Here is an 18,540-nt window from a genome sequence, read left to right on the forward strand (position 1 = left end):
GGATCCTCAGAAGTCCTCGAGTGCGGGTACTGCCGTCCGGCCGGGCCGGGCGTCGCCCGACACGACGAGCTCGGCGAGGCGCCGGGCGACGACCGTCGGCGGGTCCTGCGCGCGCATCTCGTCGCGCACCTCGGCGGCGGCGGTGCGCAGCGACGTGTCGGTCAGCAGCCGGTCGATGTCGGCCTTGACGAGGCCATGCTCTGCCGGCACGAACCCACAACCCCTGTCCTGCACGGTCTTCGCGTTGACGGGCCGGTCCGCCCCCTGCCCGAACACGATCTGCGGGACGCCCGCGGACAGTGCGGTGAGGGTGTTGCCCGCCCCGCCGTGGTGGATGAATCCGGCGGCGCGGCCGAGCAGAGGGCCCATCGGGATCCACGACACGAGGCGGACGTTCTCGGGCAGCGAGTCGATCTCCTGCTGCCCGTGCCTGCCGAGGGACAGGACGAACTCGGCGTCCGATTCGTGGGCGGACTCGACGACCCACTTGATGAGGTCGATGCCGTCGACCATCGGCTTGAGGGTGCCGAGGCTGACGACGATGCGGGGCCGTCCGGTCTCGGCGCTCCACCAGTCCTCCAGGACGGTGCCGCCGTTGAAGGGCACGTAGCGCATCGGCCACAGGTCCGGCTCGTCGAGGACGCGCATGCTCGGCGGCGCTATGTCCAGCCACGCCAGGTCCTTCGGCGGGCCCGCGACGCCGTGCCGGGCGTAGGCCTCGTCCATCGACCTGGTGACGCCCTCGATGTGCCAGCGCTGGTGTCCGAAGCCGACGGTGTGCATGACGACGGGGATGTCGTACTTGGCCGCCACCAGCGGGCCCGCGACACCGAGCGGCGGATAGACGACGAGGTCGGGCTTCCACCGGCCGGCGAAGTCCACCAGGGCGTCGGCCATCTCGTCGCCGAAGAAGGAGAACCTTCCCATCTTGGTGCCCAGGTTGAGGCTTTTGCGGCGGCTCTCCCCCTGGCGGTACTCGTGCTCCGAGTCGAGGTCCGGCGCGGCGTCGAAACCGACAAGTCCGGCCTCGGCGACCCTTTTGGTGAAGTCTCCGGCACTGGCCACGACCACGTCGTGCCCCTCGGCGCGGAACGCCTGCGCCAAGGAGAGGACCGGGTACAGCAATCCGTACAGGGGCGGTCCGACGAACAGCACGCGCATAAGCTACTCCCGTTTGGTTAGGTTAGGCTTACCTAAGTAGCTATCACAAGTCTGTTGAAGGAGGCGAACTCGCCATGGCGAACGCGACAGCGGCGGCGGAACCCGAAAGTCCGCGACTCACACGGCTGTTGGGAGAGGTGCACGCGCGAGGGCGCGAAGCGCTCGACCTCTTTTGGCGGGAACTCGCCCAGGAGGGAGCGCCGTTGGTCGAACCGGTCCCCGGCGCCCCGCAAGAACGTCTGGTGACCGTCGTCTGGCGCGAGGACCGGCCGGTCGCGGGCGTATATCTCCTGGCCAACCGCGTCACCGACAAGCACCGCGCACGCCGCGGCATGATGCGCCGCCTCGACGGCACCGACGTCTGGTACGTCAGCCTGCGGCTGCCGCTCGGCCTGCGCTGCGGCTACCGCATCCACCCGTTCGGCCCGGACGATCCGCATCTGACCCCGGACGGGCCGCGCTCCGGCTCCTCCCGCGGACTGCCGGACGACCGCATGGACCCGTTCAACCGCCATGCCGACGGACCCTTCGGCTCCCTCATCGAACTCGACGGCGCGCCCTCGCTCACCGAATGGACCGAGGCCGCAGCCCCCTCCCCCGCGGGCCGGACCGACGCGTTCGACTTCACCGCCGCCGACGGGACGGGCTACCGCGTACGACGATTCGTCCCGGACACAGGTCCCAGCGCCGGCGCCGGGCTCGGGCTGCTCGTCGTGTTCGACGGCGAGCAGTGGTTCGACCGGTACGGGATCACCGGCGCCGTCACCTCGGCCGTCGCGGCCGGCCGGATCCCGCCCCTGGCCGTCCTCGGCATCGAGGCGGGGGCCGATCCCGCCGCGCGTATGCGCCAGCTCGGCGCGAGCACGCCCTTCATCGACATGCTGACCGACGAACTCCTGCCGGCCGTGACCGCCGAACTGCCCGGCTGGGCCGGGCCCCGGCGCACCGTGCTGTGCGGGCAGAGCCTGGGCGGACTCACCGCCCTCGCGACGGCCCTGCGCCGGCCGGCCGCCTTCGGCACCGTGCTCGCCCACTCCGCCTCCACCTGGTGGCGCCCCGGCATGACCGGACGCCCGCAGGCGGCCGCCGACGGGAGCGAGACCTGGCTGTACGAGCAGGCGTCCGCCGCACCCGTCGGCGATGTCCGCGTCCGCGTCGACGTCGGCTGCAACGAAGGCACGATGGTCGACGACCTGCACCGGCTGCACAAGCTGATGGAAGCCCGCGGATTCGACATCTCCCTGAACGTCTACACCGGCGGCCACGACCACTCCTGCTGGGCGGCCGCACTCATCGACGGCCTGGCGGACACCTTCGCCCGCAAGGACGCGCCGGTCAGGTGACACACGTACGCGCCCCGCGGCAGAAGGCCGTGGGGCGCGTGGAGCGTGTAGGACTACCGGATCAGGAGGTCAGTTCCGTGACCTTCCAGCGTTGGTTCGAGCCGGAGTTGGGCTGGTACGTGGTGACGGCCGCGCCCTCGTTCGTGGCCTGTCCGCCGACCTCCAGGAGCTTGCCGGTCCCCGCGTTGATGAGGGTGTACGTGCCGTCGCCGGTCGAAGAGACGATCCACCGTGCGGCCGCGTCCCGGCGCCCCTCGTCCTTCTCGACGACCGGGTTTCCGTCGCGCACGGCGAGCCGCTTGCCGCCCGCCGCGCTCGTGAACACGTACTGCTTGCGGTTGTCCGCGCCCTTGCCGCTGATCTGCTTCACCTGCCAGCGCTGCCCGGCCTCGGAGGCGCCCGCCTTGATGACGAGCTTGCTGCCGTCGTCGGCGACGCTGAGGTCCTTGCCGCTCTGTACGCCCGTCACCTCGTACGAGTGACCCTTGCGCAGGGTCGCCGCGTCCTTCGCGGTGCCGGACACCTGGTCGACGACGAACGATGTCACGGACTGAGCGGGCACCGTGAATGTGGCCTTCTTGCCGCTGACCGGGACCGCCTTGTGCCGCTCCAGCTTGCCATCCGCGCTGGTCACGACCGGGGTGACCGTGGCGCCCCGGCCGATCTTGGCGAACTTCGACAGGTCGAGCGTGACCGTACGGGCATCGGTCGTCCGATTCACGTGGACGACCGTCGCCCCCTTGCCGTCACCCGAGACGGCCGCGGCGCTGCTGGTGTCGTCCGTCTTGATCAGGCTGTCACCGGGCTGGATGTAGTGCGTGAAGTTGCGGGCCGTGTCGAACTTCGTGTTCGTACGGATCGGGCAGCTTTCGAGGGTGTCCTTCGCGGTGCAGCTGAAGGGGAGCTGGATCTCGCCCCAGTTGCCGCCCTTCGCGGACTCGCCGCCGGGCTTCATGTTGTCGTAGTCCTCGACTGGCTGCCAGAACACCCAGGCGGTGGGCTCCAGTTCGCGCAGGTCGTCGACCATCTGCTGGGCGAGCCCGAGGCCGGGGCGCATGTCGGTGAAGGACTGCCCGTCGCCCCAGTCGCCCTCCACCTCGCTCATCCACAACGGCTTGTCGGCCGCCTTGGCGAGGTCGCGGACCGTGGTGCGGCCGCCGGTGCCGTACGTGTGGACGTTCATCTGCGCGACGAGGCTCTTCACGTCGGCCGGGTAGCTGTTCCAGTTCGTCGAGAAGAGGCCCGGGTTGGTCTCGTCCATCGCGGCGATCTCCGCGCCGGTCCGGGCCTTCTTCAGCGCCGGGGCGAGCGCCTTGATGACCTTCTGCTGGAGCTCGGGGCCTATGTGGGCCCCTTCCTGGCGACCGCCGGTCGGTTCGCCGTCGGCCCCCAACTGCGTACCCCAGTAACCGGTGTTGGGCTCGTTGAACGGGTCGACGGTGTCGACCTTGATGCCCTCCGCCTTCTCCAGGCGCTTGGTGACCCCGGCGACGTACGCGGCGAAGTCGTCGACCGACTCGGTCTTGAGCTGGTCCTTGTTCGCGTCGAAGTTGCCGGAGACGTAGCCGCTCTCCGTCATGAAGTACGGCGGGGAGTTGCTGAACGTCTCCCAGTGGTCGATGTCCTTCTTGATGCGCTCCACCCACCAGCGCTGGGTGGCGTCGGCGTCCGGGTTCCAGTCCGCCGCGTCGTCCGCGCTCCACCAGTCGGTGTCGGAGCGGGTGGTGCCGGCCGGGGCCTTCCACCAGCCCTCGACCGCGCCGCCCGCCCGCAGGTAGTCCTTCACGTCGGGGGCGTTGCCGCCACCGATGTTGTAGCGGGCGATGTTCAGGGCCAGTCCGTCGTCGCCGAAGAGCAGGTCGGCGAGCTTCTCGCGGATCTCCTTCGGATAGCCGCCGGTGACGTTCGCGAACCAGACGAGGCTAGTGCCCCAGCCCTCGAACCGCTGCTGCTGGTACGAGGGGTCGGGCGTGACCGTGACGGCCGCGGTCGCGGCGGTCACCGGCGGCGCGGTGGTCAGGGCCGCCCCGGAGACCAGGGCGGCGGTGCCGACGAGGCCGAGGAGGCGTCTTGTGCGGGTACGGCGTGCCAACGTGTTCTCCCAACGCGAGGGTGCGGATGAGTAGTTGGTACTGGAGATGGAGCTGGAGCTGGAGCTGGTCCCGGTCCTGGTTCTGGTACTGGTAGGGCCGCGTGTGCGGTGGTGCGGCTCAGCGGGCGGGCTGCCGCAGGACGGCGACCTCGCGCGGCGGCAGGACGAGCCCGTCGGCCGGGGCCGGGCCGATGAGCACGTCTCCGGTCACGCCGGGCAGCGACACGGACTCGTCGCTGCGGTTGACCAGGAAGAGGTAGCGGTGGTCCGCGTCGCGGCGGACCGTCGACTCCACCAAACCCTGTGCTTGGGACGGGAGTTCGGCGGTGACCCCGGTCGGCGCGAGCAGATCGGGGAGGAGGGTGGCGAGGCCCTCGACGCCCAGGCGCGTGGAGACGTACGCGGCCGAGCCGCCACCCGTGGCGCGGCGGGTGACCGCGGGGCGCGACGCGTAGGAACCGGTCCGGTAGCGGGCGAGTACCTCGACCTCCGGACCGGTCACGTCGATCCGGTCGGTCCACAGGGACCCGGCGGTCCCGTTGTCGAGGTCTACGGAGGAGCCGTCGAGCAGCGGCCCGAACTCCTCGACACGGATGCCGAGCAGCTCCCGCAGCGCGCCCGGGTAGCCACCGAGCCAGATGTGGTCGTTCTCGTCGACGATCCCCGAGAAGTACGTGGTCACGAGGTGGCCGCCGGACTCGACGTACCGGGTCAGCTCCTTGCCGAGCGTCTGCGGCACCACATGCAGGACCGGCGCGATCACGACGTCGTACGAGGAGAGGTCGGTGCGGTGGGCGGGCACGACGTCGGCACGGATACCGAGGCGCAGCAGCGCGGAGTACCAGTCGAGGGCCTCGCGGTGGTAGTCGAGGCGCGCGGTGGGGTGGGAGTCGTGCTCGCTGGTCCACCACGAGTCCCAGTCGAAGAGGACGGCGACGCGGGCGGGCTCGCGCACCGACCCGGCGATCGGCGCGAGCGCTTCGAGCGTGCTGCCCAACTCCGTTACAGAGCGGAAGAGTTCGCTGTCGGCGCCGGCGTGCGGCAGCATCGCCGAGTGGTACTTCTCGGCACCGGCCGCCGACTGCCGCCACTGGAAGAAGCAGACGGCGTCGGCGCCGTGCGCCACGTGCAGCAGCGAGTCGCGGGCCAGCTCGCCGGGCGTCTTGGCCAGGTTGACCGGCTGCCAGTTCACGGCGCTGGTCGAGTGCTCCATGAGGAACCACGGGCGGTGGCCCGCGATACCGCTGGTCAGGTTGGCCGCGAAGGACAGCTCGTCGCGGTCCTGCGGCCCGGGGATGACGTAGTGGTCGTTGGCGACGAAGTCCACCTCCGCGGCCCAGTCCGCGTAGTCCATACCCTTGGTGCCGCCCATCACCATGAAGTTGGTGGTGACCGGCACCTCCGGGGTCAGCTCGCGCAGGACCGCGCGCTCGGCCAGCAGATGCTCCTTCAGCGCGTCCGAGGAGAACCGCTTGAAGTCGAGCTGCTGCGTCGGGTTGGGATGCGAGGCCGCGAGGCGCGGCGGCAGGAGCTGGTCCCAGTCGCTGTAGCGCTGCGACCAGAACGCCGTCCCCCAGGCGTGGTTGAGGGCGTCGAGCGTGGTGTAACGGCGGCGCAGCCAGGCGCGGAAGGCGCGGGCGGCGTCGTCGGAGTAGTCGTAGACGTTGTGGCAGCCCAGCTCGTTGTTGACGTGCCAGGCGACGAGGGCCGGGTGGTCCGCGTACCGGGTCGCCATCTCGCGCACGAGGCGCAGCGCGTGCTCGCGGAAGACGGGTGAGGTGGGCCGCCAGTGCTGGCGCGCGCCGGGCCAGAGCGTCTCGCCGGTCGCGGTCACCGGGAGGATCTCGGGGTGCGCGGTGGTGAGCCACGGCGGCGGGGACGCGGTGGCGGTGGCCAGGTCGACGCCGATGCCGCCCGCGTGCAGCAGGTCCATCACCTCGTCGAGCCAGGCGAAGTCCCAGCTGTCGGCGGTGGGCTGGAGTCTCGCCCAGGAGAAGATCGCCAGGGAGACGACGTTCACCCCGGCCTCGCGCATCAGCCGGACGTCCTCCTCCCACACCTCCCGCGGCCACTGCTCGGGGTTGTAGTCGGCGCCGTACCCGATCCTTCGGGTGCCGTCGGGGCCCTTCGCGTACGGGAAACGGGAGGTGAGGGGGGCGGTCATCAAGGTCCTTCCAGACGACGGACGAGCTGAGGTGCGGGGTCGAGCGAGTGCGCGGCGGCTACTTCTCGACGGTGAAGCCCTGTTCGGTGCCGTACTTCACGGACGCGTCCTGCCACGACTTGAGGCCGGCGGTCAGCTTCGTGCCCGAGATGTAGGCCTTGCCGACGGTGTCGTTGAAGATCGAGTTGGCGTACACCTGGTAGGGCAGGTACTTCCAGTCGGCGGGGACGTTCTTCGCGGACTCGGCGAAGATCTTGTTGGCCTTCTGGCCGCCGAAGTACGGGAACGCGGTGTCCTGGAACGACGAGGAGTTCAGGTCCTTCGTCGTCGCCGGGAACGCGCCGTTCTTGATGCGGGTCTGCACGCCCGCACCCGAGTTCGCGTACTCGACGAAGGCGTACGCGAGCTCCTTGTTCTTGCCCGCCTCGGGCAGCGCGAGGGAACTGCCGCCGTTCTCGGAGCTGGCGTTCGCGCCCTTCGTCCACTGCGGCAGCGGCGCCACGCGCCAGTCGCCGGCCGCGTTCTTCACGCCGGAGGCGAAGTTGGCGGGCATCCAGGCCCCGATGGGCAGCGTGGCGATGGTGCCGTCACCGAGACCCTTGTACCAGTCGTCGCTCCAGCCGACGACCGGCGAGACGAGCTTCTCGTCGATCAGCTTCTGCCAGGTGTCGGTGTACTTCTTCGCACCCGCGTCCGTGAAGTCGATGCCGACCTTCGTGCCGTCCACCTTGTACGGGTGCGAACCCGCCTGCCACAGCAGGCTGGTGGTCATGCCCGCGTCGCCGACGTCGCTGGTGATGTACGCCTTCGGGTCCGCCTTGTGCAGCTTGCGGCCCGCCTCGACGTACTCGTCCCAGGTCGTCGGGACGGCGATCTTGTGCTTGTCGAAGACCTTCTTGTTGTAGAACAGCGCCATCGGGCCCGAGTCCATGGGCAGGCCGTAGACGCCGTCGCCGGACTGCACCGAGTTCCACGGGCCTGGCGAGTAGGAGTCCGCCAGCTTCTCGGCGCCGTAGGCCTTCAGGTCGTCGATCTGCTTCGTCAGGGCGTACTGGCCGAGCGCGTAGTACTCGATCTGCGCGACGTCCGGGACGCCCTTCTTCGCCGAGATCGCGTTCGACAGCGCCTTGTACTGGTCGTTGTTGGTGCCCGCGTTGACCAGCTTGACGGAGACCTTCGGGTGCTCCTTCTCGAAGTCCGCGGCGACCTGCTTCAGGGTGGGCTCCCACGCCCACACCGTGACCGTGCCGCCCTTCTTCAGCGCGGCCTCGATGTCGGCCGCACCCACCTGCTTCTGATCGGAACTGTCGCCGTCGGAGCCGCCGCAGGCGGTCGCCCCGAGGGCGAGGGCGGCGACGAGACCTATGCCGCGCAGGAGGCGGCGGGTGTGCTTGGGCATGCTGGGGCTTCCACTTCGTCGTGGGTCTACGGAGGGTTCGGGGGCTCGGGTGGTGTGGTGCGGGTGAACTGCCTTGTGGTGCCTACTCCTTGACGCTTCCGGCGGAGAGGCCGGACTGCCAGTACTTCTGGAGCAGCAGGAACGCGGCGATCAGCGGCACGATCGTGAGCAGCGAGCCGGTGACGACCAGGTTGAAGACGGCCTCCCCGCCGGCCGTCTGCGCCTGTTTGTTCCAGGCGTCCAGTCCGAGGGTCAGCGGGTACCAGTCGGGGTCCTTCAGCATGATCAGCGGCAGGAAGTAGTTGTTCCACGTCGCGACCGTGGTGAAGAGGAGCACGGTGACCGTGCCGGGCGCCAACAGCGGCAGCGCGACCTGGAAGAAGGTCCGCAGCTCGCTCGCCCCGTCGATGCGCGCCGCCTCCATCAGCTCGGCCGGGATCGCCTCGGTCGCGAACACCCACATCAGATACAGGCCGAACGGGGAGATCAGCGACGGAATGATGACGGCCCAGGGTGTGTCCGTCAGGCCGATCTTGCTGAACATGAGGAACGTCGGGACCGCGAGCGCCGTCGTGGGCACCGCCACCGCGCCGATGACGACCGCGAACACGGCCCGCTTCCCGGGGAACTGGAACTTGGCGAGCGCGTACCCGCCGAGAACCGCCAGGAAGGTCGCGCCGCCCGCACCCACCACCACGTACAGCAGCGTGTTGAGGAGCCAGCGGCCGAAGACTCCGTCCTGGTACGTGAACGTCGTGCTGATGTTGTCCCACAGCGCGAAGTCCCCGTCGAACCACAGACCGAACGAGCCCGCGAGCCCCTCCTGCGTCTTGGTCGCACTGATCAGCAGCCACAGCAGCGGTACAAGGCTGTAGAGCAGGACGATCGCCGTGAGCACGGTCAGCAGGACGCTGCGCCGGGGGCGGCCGGGGCTGTGCCGCTGTCTCGGGGTGCGCAGGCGCGGGGGCGCGGGCTTTTGTTTTGCGGGTGTGGTCGCAGGGGCTTCGGTGGTGGGTGTGGTTGTGGCTGTGCTGGTCTGTCCCGCCAGATCCGGCATCCGGCTCACGCTCCCTTGCGCATGCCGCGCAGCTGGACGACGTAGGCGACGATCATGGTGATGACGCCCATGACGATGGCGACCGTCGCCGAGTAGTTGTGCTGCTGACCGGAGAAGGACAGCGAGTACGTGTAGTAGTTCGGGGTGTAGTCGGTGGTGATCGCGTTCGGCGCGAGCTTCTGGAGGATCGCGGGCTCGTTGAAGAGCTGGAAGCTGCCGATGATCGAGAAGATCGTGGCGATGACCAGGGCGCCGCGGATCGCCGGGAGTTTGATCGCCGAGATGACCCGCCACTGGCCCGCGCCGTCGATCTCCGCGGCCTCGTAGAGCGAGTGCGGGATGACGCGCAGCGCGGAGTAAAAGATCAGCATGTTGTAGCCGACGAACTCCCACGTCACGATGTTGCCGATCGACGCGAGGATCAGGCCGGAGGAGAGCGGGTCCGGCAGGCTCAGCCCGAACGCGTCGTTGATGTCCCCGACCAGGCCGAACCGCGGGCCGTACATGAAGCCCCACATCAGGGTCGCGACGACAGCCGGCACCGCGTAGGGCAGGAAGACCGATATCCGGAAGAAGTCCTTGCCGTACAGCCGGCCGCTGTCGACCGCCAGGGCCACGAGCAGCGCGATGCCCAGCATGATCGGGACCTGGACCAGGAGGAAGAGACCGACCCGGGCCACGCCGTCCCAGAACTGGCCGTCCTGCAGAGCCTGTTGGTAGTTGTCCAGGCCGACGAACGTGGTGCCGCCGATGAGCTGGGTGCGGAACAGGCTCAGGTAGACCGAGTACGCCAGGGGCGCCAGGAAGACCAGGGCGAAGACGAGCACGAAGGGGCCGATGAACCCCCAGCCCGTCCATGAGCGGCGCGTCCGCCGCACCGGCGACCGGGCCGGGCGCCGGCCTGCGGCGGCCGGCCGTTGAAGCGTCGTCATGTCTCGCGTCCCTCGCTCATGCGTCCTGCCATGCGTCCTGCCATGCGTCCTGCATGGATGGTGCCTGGATGTTTGCGTAAACATCTCTGCGTGCAGACGTGTCGGCGGCTGTTATGTTTACGTAAACATTCGGTGGCGGAATGTCTACACTGCTCTGCGGAGGACGGTCAAGAGTCGTCCGCGGAACGACCGACACAGCTGGTTGGGACGGCATGGGAGCAACGGACAACGCCGCGGCACGCACACCGCGCCGTACACAGAACGCGTCGATGGCGGACGTCGCCCGGGTCGCGGGGGTCTCCTCGCAGACCGTGTCCCGCGTCTCGAACGGGTTCCCCGGCGTCAACGAAGAGACCCGGGAGCGGGTTCGCGCGGCGATGAAGGAGTTGGGCTACCGGCCCAACAGCGCGGCCCGGGCCCTCAAGCGCGGCGACTTCCGCACCATCGGCGTCATCACCTTCACGCTGTCCACGACCGGCAACATGCGCACCCTCGAGGCCATCGCGACCTCCGCCGCGCACGAGGGGTACGCCGTGACGCTGCTGCCCGTCGCCGTGCCCACCCAGGACGAGGTGCGCGGCGCCTTCTCCCGCCTCGGCGAGCTCGCCGTCGACGCCGTCATCGTCATCATGGAGGTCCATCTCCTCGACTCCGCGCGGCTGTCGCTGCCGCCGCACGTGAAAGTCGTGGTCGCGGACTCGGACGCCGGGGACCGGTACGCCGTCGTCGACACCGACCAGGCGGGCGGCACGCGCGACGCCGTACGCCACCTCCTCGGCCTCGGCCACGACACCGTCTGGCACCTCGCCGGGCCGTCCGAGTCGTACGCCGCCCAGCGCCGAACCGACGCCTGGCGCACGGCACTTGAAGACTCCGGTCGCGTGGCGCCGCCCCTCGTACGCGGCGACTGGTCGGCCGAGTCCGGCTACCGGGCCGGCCTGCGCCTCGCCGAACACGCCGACTGCACCGCGGTGTTCGCCGCCAACGACCAGATGGCGCTCGGGCTGTTGCGCGCCCTGGACGAACGCGGGCGCCGGGTCCCCGAGGACGTCTCCGTCATCGGGTTCGACGACATCCCCGACTCCGGGTCCTTCCAGCCGCCCCTGACCACCGTCCATCAGGACTTCGCCGAAGTCGGGCGCCGCTGCGTCGAAAGCGCGCTGCGTCAGGTACGGGAGAGCGAGGCTGAGCGGGGGACAACGCTTGTGCCTACGCGGTTGGTTGTGCGGGGGAGTACGGGGGCGCGGCGTTCAGGGGCGGTTGAATGTGGGGGTCACGGTGGGGGTGAGGGTGGCGGGGAGGGTGGCGGTGAGGGTGGCGGTGGAGCCTGAGTTCAGGCCGTGACTCCTAGTCCCTCCAGGACCACGGCGCCCGGCAGGCCTGCGAGCGCCTTGCCCGGGACGATCAGTTTGCCTCGGCGGGTGCCGCTGCCGATCAGGACGTACGGGAGGTCCGCCACCGCCGCGTCCACCAGGACCGGCCAGTCCGCCGGGAGGCCGATCGGGGTGACGCCGCCGTACTCCATGCCCGTCTCGCCGATTGCCGTGTCCATCGAGGCGAACGACGCCTTGCGCGCGCCCAGTTGGCGCCGTACGGCTCCGTTCACGTCCACCTTCGTCGTGGAGAGCACGACGCATGCCGCGAGCGTGCTCTCGCCGCCGCGCTTGCCCGCGACGACCACGCAGTTCGCCGACTGGGCGAGGAGTTCGGGACCGTAGTGCTCGACGAAGGTCGACGTGTCTGCCCACTGCGGGTCCGTGTCCACGTAGACCAGGTCCTGGGCCGGGGCCGTGCCACGCCAGTTCCGGATCGCTTCCGCGACGGGGCGCGTGAGCAGGTCGAGGGCGTCGGGGGCCGGACGGGCGTCGTCGAAGGTGCCGATGGGTGCGCGCATGGCGGCACGCTAACAGCCGCCGTGCGGGCGGGTTCTGGGCGTCTCAGCGTACGAACGGCACCGAGACCGCCATGACCAGACGGGTCTGGACCTTCCCGTCGTTGCGGTACTCGTGCGGTACGTCCGCCTCGAACGTGACGCTCGCTCCTTCGGGCACCTTGTGGTGGGTGCCGTCGACCACGAGGGTCAGCTCGCCCTCCGTGACGTGGAGCAGTTCGACCGTGCCCTGGGGGTGGGGGTCGGAGGGGCTGCCGTCGCCGGGCTGGAGCAGCCAGTCCCACATCTCCAAGGGGCCTGGGGCTTCGGTTCCGGCCAGGAGGCGGTGGTAGCTGCCTGCCTCCGTGGACCACAGGCGCACCGCTTGTTCTGCGGGGACGATTCTTACTTTGGGGCCCTGCTCGTAGTCGAGCAGTGTGGTGATGCTGATGCCTAGCGCGTCGCCGATCTTCACGACCGTGCCGATGCTCGGGTTGGTGCGGGCCTGCTCGATCTGGATGAGCATGCCGCGGCTGACGCCGGCCCGGGTGGCGAGCACGTCCAGGGTGAAGCCGCGCTCGGAACGCCAGTGTTTGACGTTGCGGGCTAGTGACTGGGTCAGGAGGTCGAGGTCCGACACGTTCCGTCCAAGATTCGAGACTACGGCGTTCAGCGAACTGTACTGCGGTGGGTTGGGTGGGGCCGGGTCGGTGTACCTCCTCGGCCGGTTCGGTCTCCACCCCCGTTGTCCGCCATAGGCGAGTGGGCCGGGACTGGGTTCCCGCGGAGTCCTGCGGGGGCACACCGACCCGTCCCCACCCGTACGTCTCGTACGTGGCTGCACGCCGGAACACCGGAACACAGCACCCTGCCCCGATCTGGGCAATCTGCCGCCGCCGCTCCCCCGCCCCGCCTTGGCAATCTGCCGCCACCGCTGAACCCCGCCCCGCCTTGGGCAATCTGCCTCCCCCAGGCTCCGCCCGGGGGGGACCCCCAGGGCGGCAGGGTGGGCAAGGCGGCACCCCAGCGCCGGGCGCGTCCTCACAACCGGGCCCCACCCCTACCCCGCCGGCGACACCTCCGCTCCGGGCGCGTCATGGCAATTGGCCCCGCCAAAACGCCGGCGCCAGCACCCCAGCGCCGGGCGCGACCCAACAACAGCAGGCCCCGCCAGAACACCCCGGGTCAAATGCGGTAACGGCGGAGCGCCGGGGTCGTCAAGGTCAGCGCCCCCATGGCCACGACCACGAGAACGCCCCCGCCGACCACCGCCGCCCGCGGCCCGAACGCCGAGCCCGCCGCACCGTGCAGCACGTCCGCCAAACGAGGGCCGCCCGCCACCACCACTGTGAAGACACCCTGCATCCGGCCCCGCATCTCATCCGTCGCCGCGGACAGCAGGATCGCCCCGCGGAAGACCATCGAGACCATGTCGGCGACACCGGCCACGGCCAGGAACACCACCGCGAGCCACAGGCTCCCGCTCAGACCGAACCCGGCAATCGCCGCGCCCCACGCGACAACCGCGCCGATCACCATCCAGCCATGCCGCCGAGCCCGCGAGAACGTACCGGAGAACAGTCCCCCGACCACCGCCCCGATCGGGATCGCCGCGAAGAGGAGACCGAGAGCCAGGCCCTCGCCGTACGGGGCGTACGTCTCGGCCGCGAGCTGCGGGAACAGGGCACGGGGCATGCCGAAGACCATCGCGATGATGTCGGCCAGGAACGACAGCAGCAGCACCTTGTGCGCCGAGATGTAGCGGAACCCGGCCGCTATCTCGCGCACGCCCGCCCGCCGCTTCGTCGTCGCGTCGAGGGGCGGCAGCGCCGGGAGGCGGTAGACCGCCCATACCGTGACGCACAGAGCCAGCGCGTCGATGAGGTACAGCTCGGGCAGGCCGATGACCGGGATGAGGACCCCGGCGAGGAGCGGGCCGACCACCTGGCCGGTCTGCATGACGGTCGAGCCGAGCGCGTTGGCGGCGGCCAGTTCGCCCTCGGGGACGAGCCGGGCGATGGACGCGTTGCGCGCAGGGGCGTTGAGGCCCCAGAACGCCTGCTGCATCGCCAGCAGGATCATGAGCGTCGCCACCGAGTCGAGCCCGGCCACGGCCTGCACCCAGAACAGCACCGAGGTCACGGCGATACCGCAGTTGGTGATCAGGAGGAGCTTGCGGCGGTCCATGGTGTCGGCGATCGCCCCGCCCCACAGGGCGAACACGATCAGCGGCAGCAGACCCGCCATGCTCGCGGCGCCGACCCACGCCGAGGAGCCGGTGATGTCGTAGATCTGCTTGGGCACGGCGACCGCGGTGAGCTGGCTGCCCACCGCCGTGACGATGGTCGACGACCACAGGCGGCGGTACGCGGGGATGCGCAGCGGGCGGGTGTCCATGGCCCAGCGGCGCCAGCCTCGTCGCGGCGTTCCCGTCTCCTCGGATGCGGCCGTGCCCTGCGGGTCGGTGCCGGTGCTGCTTTCGCTGGTGTCCACGGGCTTCCTGGTTGCTCGTTACATCTATCGGGGCCAAGGTTCACTATCGCAGCATCGGACGGACGTACGGAATGCGGCCTCGGTACGGCTCTGATCGTGCCGTTCGGGATCGGAGGCGGGCGCTCACGCTCCCGCGATCAGCATGATTCCCATCGCGATCATCGTGGCGGCGACCAGGCCGTCCAGGACCCGCCAAGCGGCCGGCCGCGCCAGATAGCGGCCCAGCAACCGCGCGCCGAAGCCGAGCGCGACGAACCAGCACAGGCTGGCCAGCACCGCGCCGAGCCCGAACGTCCAGCGCATCGGCCCCCGGTCGGCGGCGACGGAGCCGAGCAGGAACACCGTGTCCAGGTAGACGTGCGGGTTGAGCCAGGTCATCGCCAGACAGGTCAGCACCGCCCGCCGGCGCGACCCCACCGCCTCGCCCTCCGCACGCAGCGCCCCGGCCGGCTTGAGGACCCGGCGGGCGGCGAGTGCCCCGTAGCTCAGCAGGAACAGGCCACCGATCCAGCCGATCGCGGTGAGCGCCTGCGGCCACGCGACCACCACGGCGCCGACGCCGCCGACCCCCAGCGCGATGAGCGCCGCATCGGACAGGGCGCAGATACCTACCACGGCGAGGACCGCGTGGCGGCGCACCCCCTGGCGCAGGACGAAGGCGTTCTGGGCGCCGATGGCGACGATGAGCGAGAGGCCGGTGCCGAAGCCCGCGGCCCCGGCGGTGAGTGAAGCGGTCATGGTCTCGACGGTAGGTTCGCGATCAGCGCGCGTACAGCTAAAGATTTTTACGTAGCATTAGCGCTCGTAATGGTTCCGGAGCTGCCTCTCGAACAGGTGCGTACTCTCCTCGCGGTGGTCGACGAGGGGACGTTCGACGCTGCCGCCGCCGCGCTGCACGTGACTCCGTCCGCGGTCAGCCAGCGGGTCAAGGCGCTGGAGCAGCGCACGGGCCGGGTTCTTCTGGTGCGTACGAAACCGGTGCGGCCGACCGAATCGGGCCAGGTCGTCGTGCGGTTCGCCCGGCAGCTGGCCCGTCTCGAACGGGACGCGCACGCCGAGCTGGGCCTGAGCCCGGAGGACGGGGCTGCCCGGGTGTCGGTCGCGGTGAACGCGGACTCGCTCGCGACCTGGTTCCTGACAGCGCTGGCGCGCGTGCCGCAGCAGCCCCGGATCTGTTTCGAGCTGCGCCGCGAGGATCAGTCCCGTACGGCGGAACTGCTCCGGGACGGCCGCGTGATGGCCGCCGTGACCTCCTCGCCGGATCCCGTGGCGGGGTGTTCGGTGCGTCCTCTCGGGCGGATGCGGTACATCGCCGTGGCGCACCCGGATTTCGCCGGGCGCCATCTCGACGGGCCGTTGTGCGAGGTGCTCGCCGCCGCGCCGATCATGACCTTCGACCGCGGCGACGACCTGCAGGACGCCTTCGTACGCGAGTTGTACGCGGGTGAGGCGGGCGGCGGGCGTGTCTCGGCGAGCGCGGTCCGGCATGCCGTTCCCACGTCGGAAGGGTTCGTCGAGGCCGTCGCGGCGGGGCTCGGCTGGGGCATGGTTCCCGAAGTGCAGGCGGAGCCGTTGCTGCGCGCCGGTCGTCTGGTGCAGCTCGCGCCCGAGCGGCCGGTCGACATCCCGTTGTACTGGCAGCAGTGGAAGCTGGACTCCCCCGCCCTCGCCGCGGTGGCCGCCGCGGTCCTCACCACGGGCGCCGAGGCGCTACGCGGTTAGAGCCTGCCATCGGGAAGTCCGGAGTTCACAGGCCCTGGGTCTCCCCCAGCTCCCCCAGGGCCACCAACTGTTCCGGCGTCATCCCGGAGGGGATCGGCCGCGGCGCCGGGGTGCGCAGCGGCGGCTGCCAGCCCGCCTCCGCGTCCCACGTGCGTACGGTGCGGGCGGGTGCCCCGGCCACCACCGCGTGGTCCGGCACCTCGCCGCGCACCACGGCCCCGGCCGCGACGACGACGTTCCGCCCGATCCTCGCGCCCGGCAGGATCACGGCGCCGGTGCCGATCCAGCAGCCAGGACCGATCTCCACCGGTTCCATCCGGGGCCACTGCTTGCCGATGGGCTCGTGGGGATCGTCGTAGGAGTGGTTGGTGGAGGTGATGTAGACGTAGGGGCCCATGTACACGTCGCGCCCGATCGTCACGGTCGTGTCGGCGATGACATGGCTGCCGCGTCCGATGACGACCCCGTCGCCGAGGGTCAGGATCGGTTCGGGTCCGAGGTCGAGGTCCGGCATCATGCCGGCGGTCAGGGTGACCTGTTCGCCGATGATGCAGTGGGCGCCGAGCCGGATCCACGGCTCCCCGAACACCGTGCCCTGCGGGAAGGACAGCTTCGTGCCGTGCCCGATCGCGCCGAAGCGGTGGCCGCCCGGCTGCTCGGCGGTGACCGCGCCCGTGCGCTGCACCCAGCGCCAGCCGGCCTGTACGACGCGATGGCCGAGCCCGCCCCTGGAGGACCGTCCGGCTGACGAGAACGCGTTCCACTTCATCGGCACGGCGCCACGTTACTCATCCGTACCGTCCGGCCCCACCTCGACGAGCTGTGATCTTCACCCCACGGGTACGGTTCGCTCAGGCGCGACGCACGCAGGCAACGTAGGGAGCGGCACCCGATGGGAAGCACTGGCCACGAGGCACTCGTCACCGGTATCGGCGGCAAGGATCCCGAGGTGGACGCGGAGGCGTTCACGGCGCCGACGTCCGTGGTGATCGGCGAGGTGACGCTGCGCGCGGGCGCGAGCGTCTGGTACGGGGCGGTCCTGCGGGCCGACTGCGGGCCGATCGAACTCGGCGCCGACAGCAACATCCAGGACAACTGCACCGTGCACGTCGACCCCGGTTTCCCGGTCTCGGTCGGCGAGCGCGTCTCCGTCGGACACAACGCGGTGCTGCACGGCTGCACCGTGCAGGACGACTGCCTGATCGGCATGGGCGCCACCGTCCTCAACGGCGCGGTGATCGGCGCGGGTTCCCTCGTCGCGGCCCAGGCACTGGTCCCCCAGGGCATGCAGGTCCCGCCGGGCTCCCTGGTCGCCGGCGTCCCCGCCAAGGTCAAACGCGAACTGACCCGGGAAGAACGAGAAGGCATCACCCTCAACGGCACCCTCTACGTGGAGCTCGCGAAAGCCCATAAAGACACTCACGCGAAGGGCTGAGCGGCCCCGGCAGGAAGCGCCCTGCAGGGGCGCGGGGAACTGCGCACTCCAGCGACGACGGGCCCGCGCGATGAACCCGCCCCTGCTCGGTCCCGGCGAAGCCCCTAGTCCCCGGCAACCACAGCTTCCGGCTCGGCGGCAGCCACCTTCGCCGCACGCCGCTTCATGAACAGCATCGAACCCACCCCGAACAGCACGGCCGCCCCGAGCCCCACGTACGAGAACCGCTTCAGCCAGTCCTCGGCGACGATCCCCAGGTAGTAGATGACCGCGGTCGTGCCGCCGGCCCACACGATGCCGCCGAGGAAGTTCGCCGTGAGGAACTTCCAGTACGGCATGTGCAGCACACCCGCGAGCGGCCCGGCGAAGATCCGCAGCAGCGCGATGAAGCGGCCGATGAAGACGGCCCACATGCCCCACTTCTCGAAGGACCGCTCCGCCGTGGCGATATGGGCGGGCCCGAAGTGCTTGGGGAACTTCCGCCCCAGCTTGGCGAGGAGCGGCCGTCCGCCCTTGCGCCCGATCGCGTATCCGATGGAGTCGCCGATGACGGCGCCCGCGGTGGCGCAGATGCCGAGGACGACCGGGTTGACGTCACCGTGCTGCGAGGACAGCAGCGCGGCCGAGACGAGGACGATCTCACCGGGCAGCGGAATGCCCAGACTCTCGAAGCCGATGACCCCGGCCACCAAGGCGTAGATGGCGACCGCCGGAATCGTGTCGAGCCATTCCTGGACGTGCAACGCCGTCGCCTCCCGTACCCAAAAAATCCGTGTGCCCCGCATGCGCTCCCCACCGGCCGCGCACGCCGGGCAGCCTACCTGCTCCCTATGACGCCGTCGGGTCCCCGGCATGAGGGACGCAGGAAGCCC

16 protein-coding genes are annotated in these 18,540 nt (G+C 70.2%); 4 read left to right on the top strand and 12 right to left on the bottom strand.

Annotated features, from left to right (window positions below):
- Nucleotides 1–6: 6 nt before the first annotated feature.
- Complete coding sequence (locus ABD366_RS38100; protein ID WP_411293744.1) at nucleotides 7–1,161, bottom strand: glycosyltransferase; 1,155 nt, start codon at nucleotides 1,159–1,161, stop codon at nucleotides 7–9.
- A gap of 74 nt (nucleotides 1,162–1,235) precedes the next feature.
- Between ABD366_RS38100 and ABD366_RS38105 the strand changes: the two genes are divergently transcribed.
- The gene (locus ABD366_RS38105) at nucleotides 1,236–2,504 is read left to right on the top strand and encodes an alpha/beta hydrolase-fold protein (RefSeq protein WP_324770403.1); all 1,269 of its coding nucleotides are present in this window, start codon (nucleotides 1,236–1,238) and stop codon (nucleotides 2,502–2,504) included.
- A gap of 61 nt (nucleotides 2,505–2,565) precedes the next feature.
- Here the strand turns inward: ABD366_RS38105 and ABD366_RS38110 are convergent, their stop codons facing one another.
- From ABD366_RS38110 to ABD366_RS38130, 5 genes are all read right to left on the bottom strand, one after another.
- Nucleotides 2,566–4,596 (bottom strand): RICIN domain-containing protein, encoded by a 2,031-nt coding sequence (locus tag ABD366_RS38110; RefSeq protein WP_324770402.1) that lies wholly within the window; start codon nucleotides 4,594–4,596, stop codon nucleotides 2,566–2,568.
- Nucleotides 4,597–4,714: 118 nt separating this feature from the next.
- Nucleotides 4,715–6,760, bottom strand: coding sequence for a beta-galactosidase (locus tag ABD366_RS38115; protein WP_324770401.1), 2,046 nt, complete (start codon nucleotides 6,758–6,760; stop codon nucleotides 4,715–4,717).
- A 58-nt stretch (nucleotides 6,761–6,818) separates the two neighbouring features.
- The gene (locus ABD366_RS38120; protein ID WP_324770400.1) at nucleotides 6,819–8,159 is read right to left on the bottom strand and encodes an ABC transporter substrate-binding protein; all 1,341 of its coding nucleotides are present in this window, start codon (nucleotides 8,157–8,159) and stop codon (nucleotides 6,819–6,821) included.
- Between the two features lie 82 nt (nucleotides 8,160–8,241).
- Complete coding sequence (locus ABD366_RS38125; protein ID WP_324770398.1) at nucleotides 8,242–9,216, bottom strand: carbohydrate ABC transporter permease; 975 nt, start codon at nucleotides 9,214–9,216, stop codon at nucleotides 8,242–8,244.
- A 5-nt stretch (nucleotides 9,217–9,221) separates the two neighbouring features.
- A complete protein-coding gene (locus ABD366_RS38130; RefSeq protein WP_324770397.1) occupies nucleotides 9,222–10,148 on the bottom strand; it encodes a carbohydrate ABC transporter permease in 927 nt (308 codons plus the stop codon).
- Between the two features lie 212 nt (nucleotides 10,149–10,360).
- Between ABD366_RS38130 and ABD366_RS38135 the strand changes: the two genes are divergently transcribed.
- Complete coding sequence (locus tag ABD366_RS38135; protein ID WP_324770396.1) at nucleotides 10,361–11,479, top strand: LacI family DNA-binding transcriptional regulator; 1,119 nt, start codon at nucleotides 10,361–10,363, stop codon at nucleotides 11,477–11,479.
- A 2-nt stretch (nucleotides 11,480–11,481) separates the two neighbouring features.
- Here ABD366_RS38135 and ABD366_RS38140 read toward each other — a convergent pair whose 3' ends face one another.
- From ABD366_RS38140 to ABD366_RS38155, 4 genes are all read right to left on the bottom strand, one after another.
- Nucleotides 11,482–12,042: a YbaK/EbsC family protein gene (locus ABD366_RS38140; protein WP_324770394.1), complete on the bottom strand. Its 561-nt coding sequence runs from the start codon at nucleotides 12,040–12,042 to the stop codon at nucleotides 11,482–11,484.
- Between the two features lie 43 nt (nucleotides 12,043–12,085).
- Nucleotides 12,086–12,658 carry a helix-turn-helix domain-containing protein gene (locus ABD366_RS38145; protein ID WP_324770392.1) on the bottom strand — a complete coding sequence of 191 codons (573 nt, stop codon included), beginning with the start codon at nucleotides 12,656–12,658 and terminating at the stop codon, nucleotides 12,086–12,088.
- A gap of 545 nt (nucleotides 12,659–13,203) precedes the next feature.
- Complete coding sequence (locus tag ABD366_RS38150) at nucleotides 13,204–14,511, bottom strand: MFS transporter (protein WP_324770390.1); 1,308 nt, start codon at nucleotides 14,509–14,511, stop codon at nucleotides 13,204–13,206.
- A 123-nt stretch (nucleotides 14,512–14,634) separates the two neighbouring features.
- The gene (locus ABD366_RS38155) at nucleotides 14,635–15,249 is read right to left on the bottom strand and encodes a LysE/ArgO family amino acid transporter (RefSeq protein WP_324770389.1); all 615 of its coding nucleotides are present in this window, start codon (nucleotides 15,247–15,249) and stop codon (nucleotides 14,635–14,637) included.
- Nucleotides 15,250–15,318: 69 nt separating this feature from the next.
- Between ABD366_RS38155 and ABD366_RS38160 the strand changes: the two genes are divergently transcribed.
- Nucleotides 15,319–16,233 carry a LysR family transcriptional regulator ArgP gene (locus tag ABD366_RS38160; protein WP_324770388.1) on the top strand — a complete coding sequence of 305 codons (915 nt, stop codon included), beginning with the start codon at nucleotides 15,319–15,321 and terminating at the stop codon, nucleotides 16,231–16,233.
- Between the two features lie 25 nt (nucleotides 16,234–16,258).
- Here the strand turns inward: ABD366_RS38160 and ABD366_RS38165 are convergent, their stop codons facing one another.
- Nucleotides 16,259–17,002, bottom strand: coding sequence for an acyltransferase (locus tag ABD366_RS38165; protein ID WP_324770456.1), 744 nt, complete (start codon nucleotides 17,000–17,002; stop codon nucleotides 16,259–16,261).
- A gap of 123 nt (nucleotides 17,003–17,125) precedes the next feature.
- On the opposite strand from ABD366_RS38165, the gene ABD366_RS38170 reads away from it, so the two are divergent.
- The gene (locus tag ABD366_RS38170; protein ID WP_324770386.1) at nucleotides 17,126–17,668 is read left to right on the top strand and encodes a gamma carbonic anhydrase family protein; all 543 of its coding nucleotides are present in this window, start codon (nucleotides 17,126–17,128) and stop codon (nucleotides 17,666–17,668) included.
- Between the two features lie 104 nt (nucleotides 17,669–17,772).
- Here the strand turns inward: ABD366_RS38170 and ABD366_RS38175 are convergent, their stop codons facing one another.
- Nucleotides 17,773–18,411 carry a DedA family protein gene (locus ABD366_RS38175; protein ID WP_324770455.1) on the bottom strand — a complete coding sequence of 213 codons (639 nt, stop codon included), beginning with the start codon at nucleotides 18,409–18,411 and terminating at the stop codon, nucleotides 17,773–17,775.
- Nucleotides 18,412–18,540: the final 129 nt, after the last annotated feature.

The organism is Streptomyces kunmingensis, from assembly GCF_039533535.1.
In the GTDB taxonomy this organism is placed as follows: Bacteria; Actinomycetota; Actinomycetes; order Streptomycetales; family Streptomycetaceae; genus Streptomyces; species Streptomyces kunmingensis.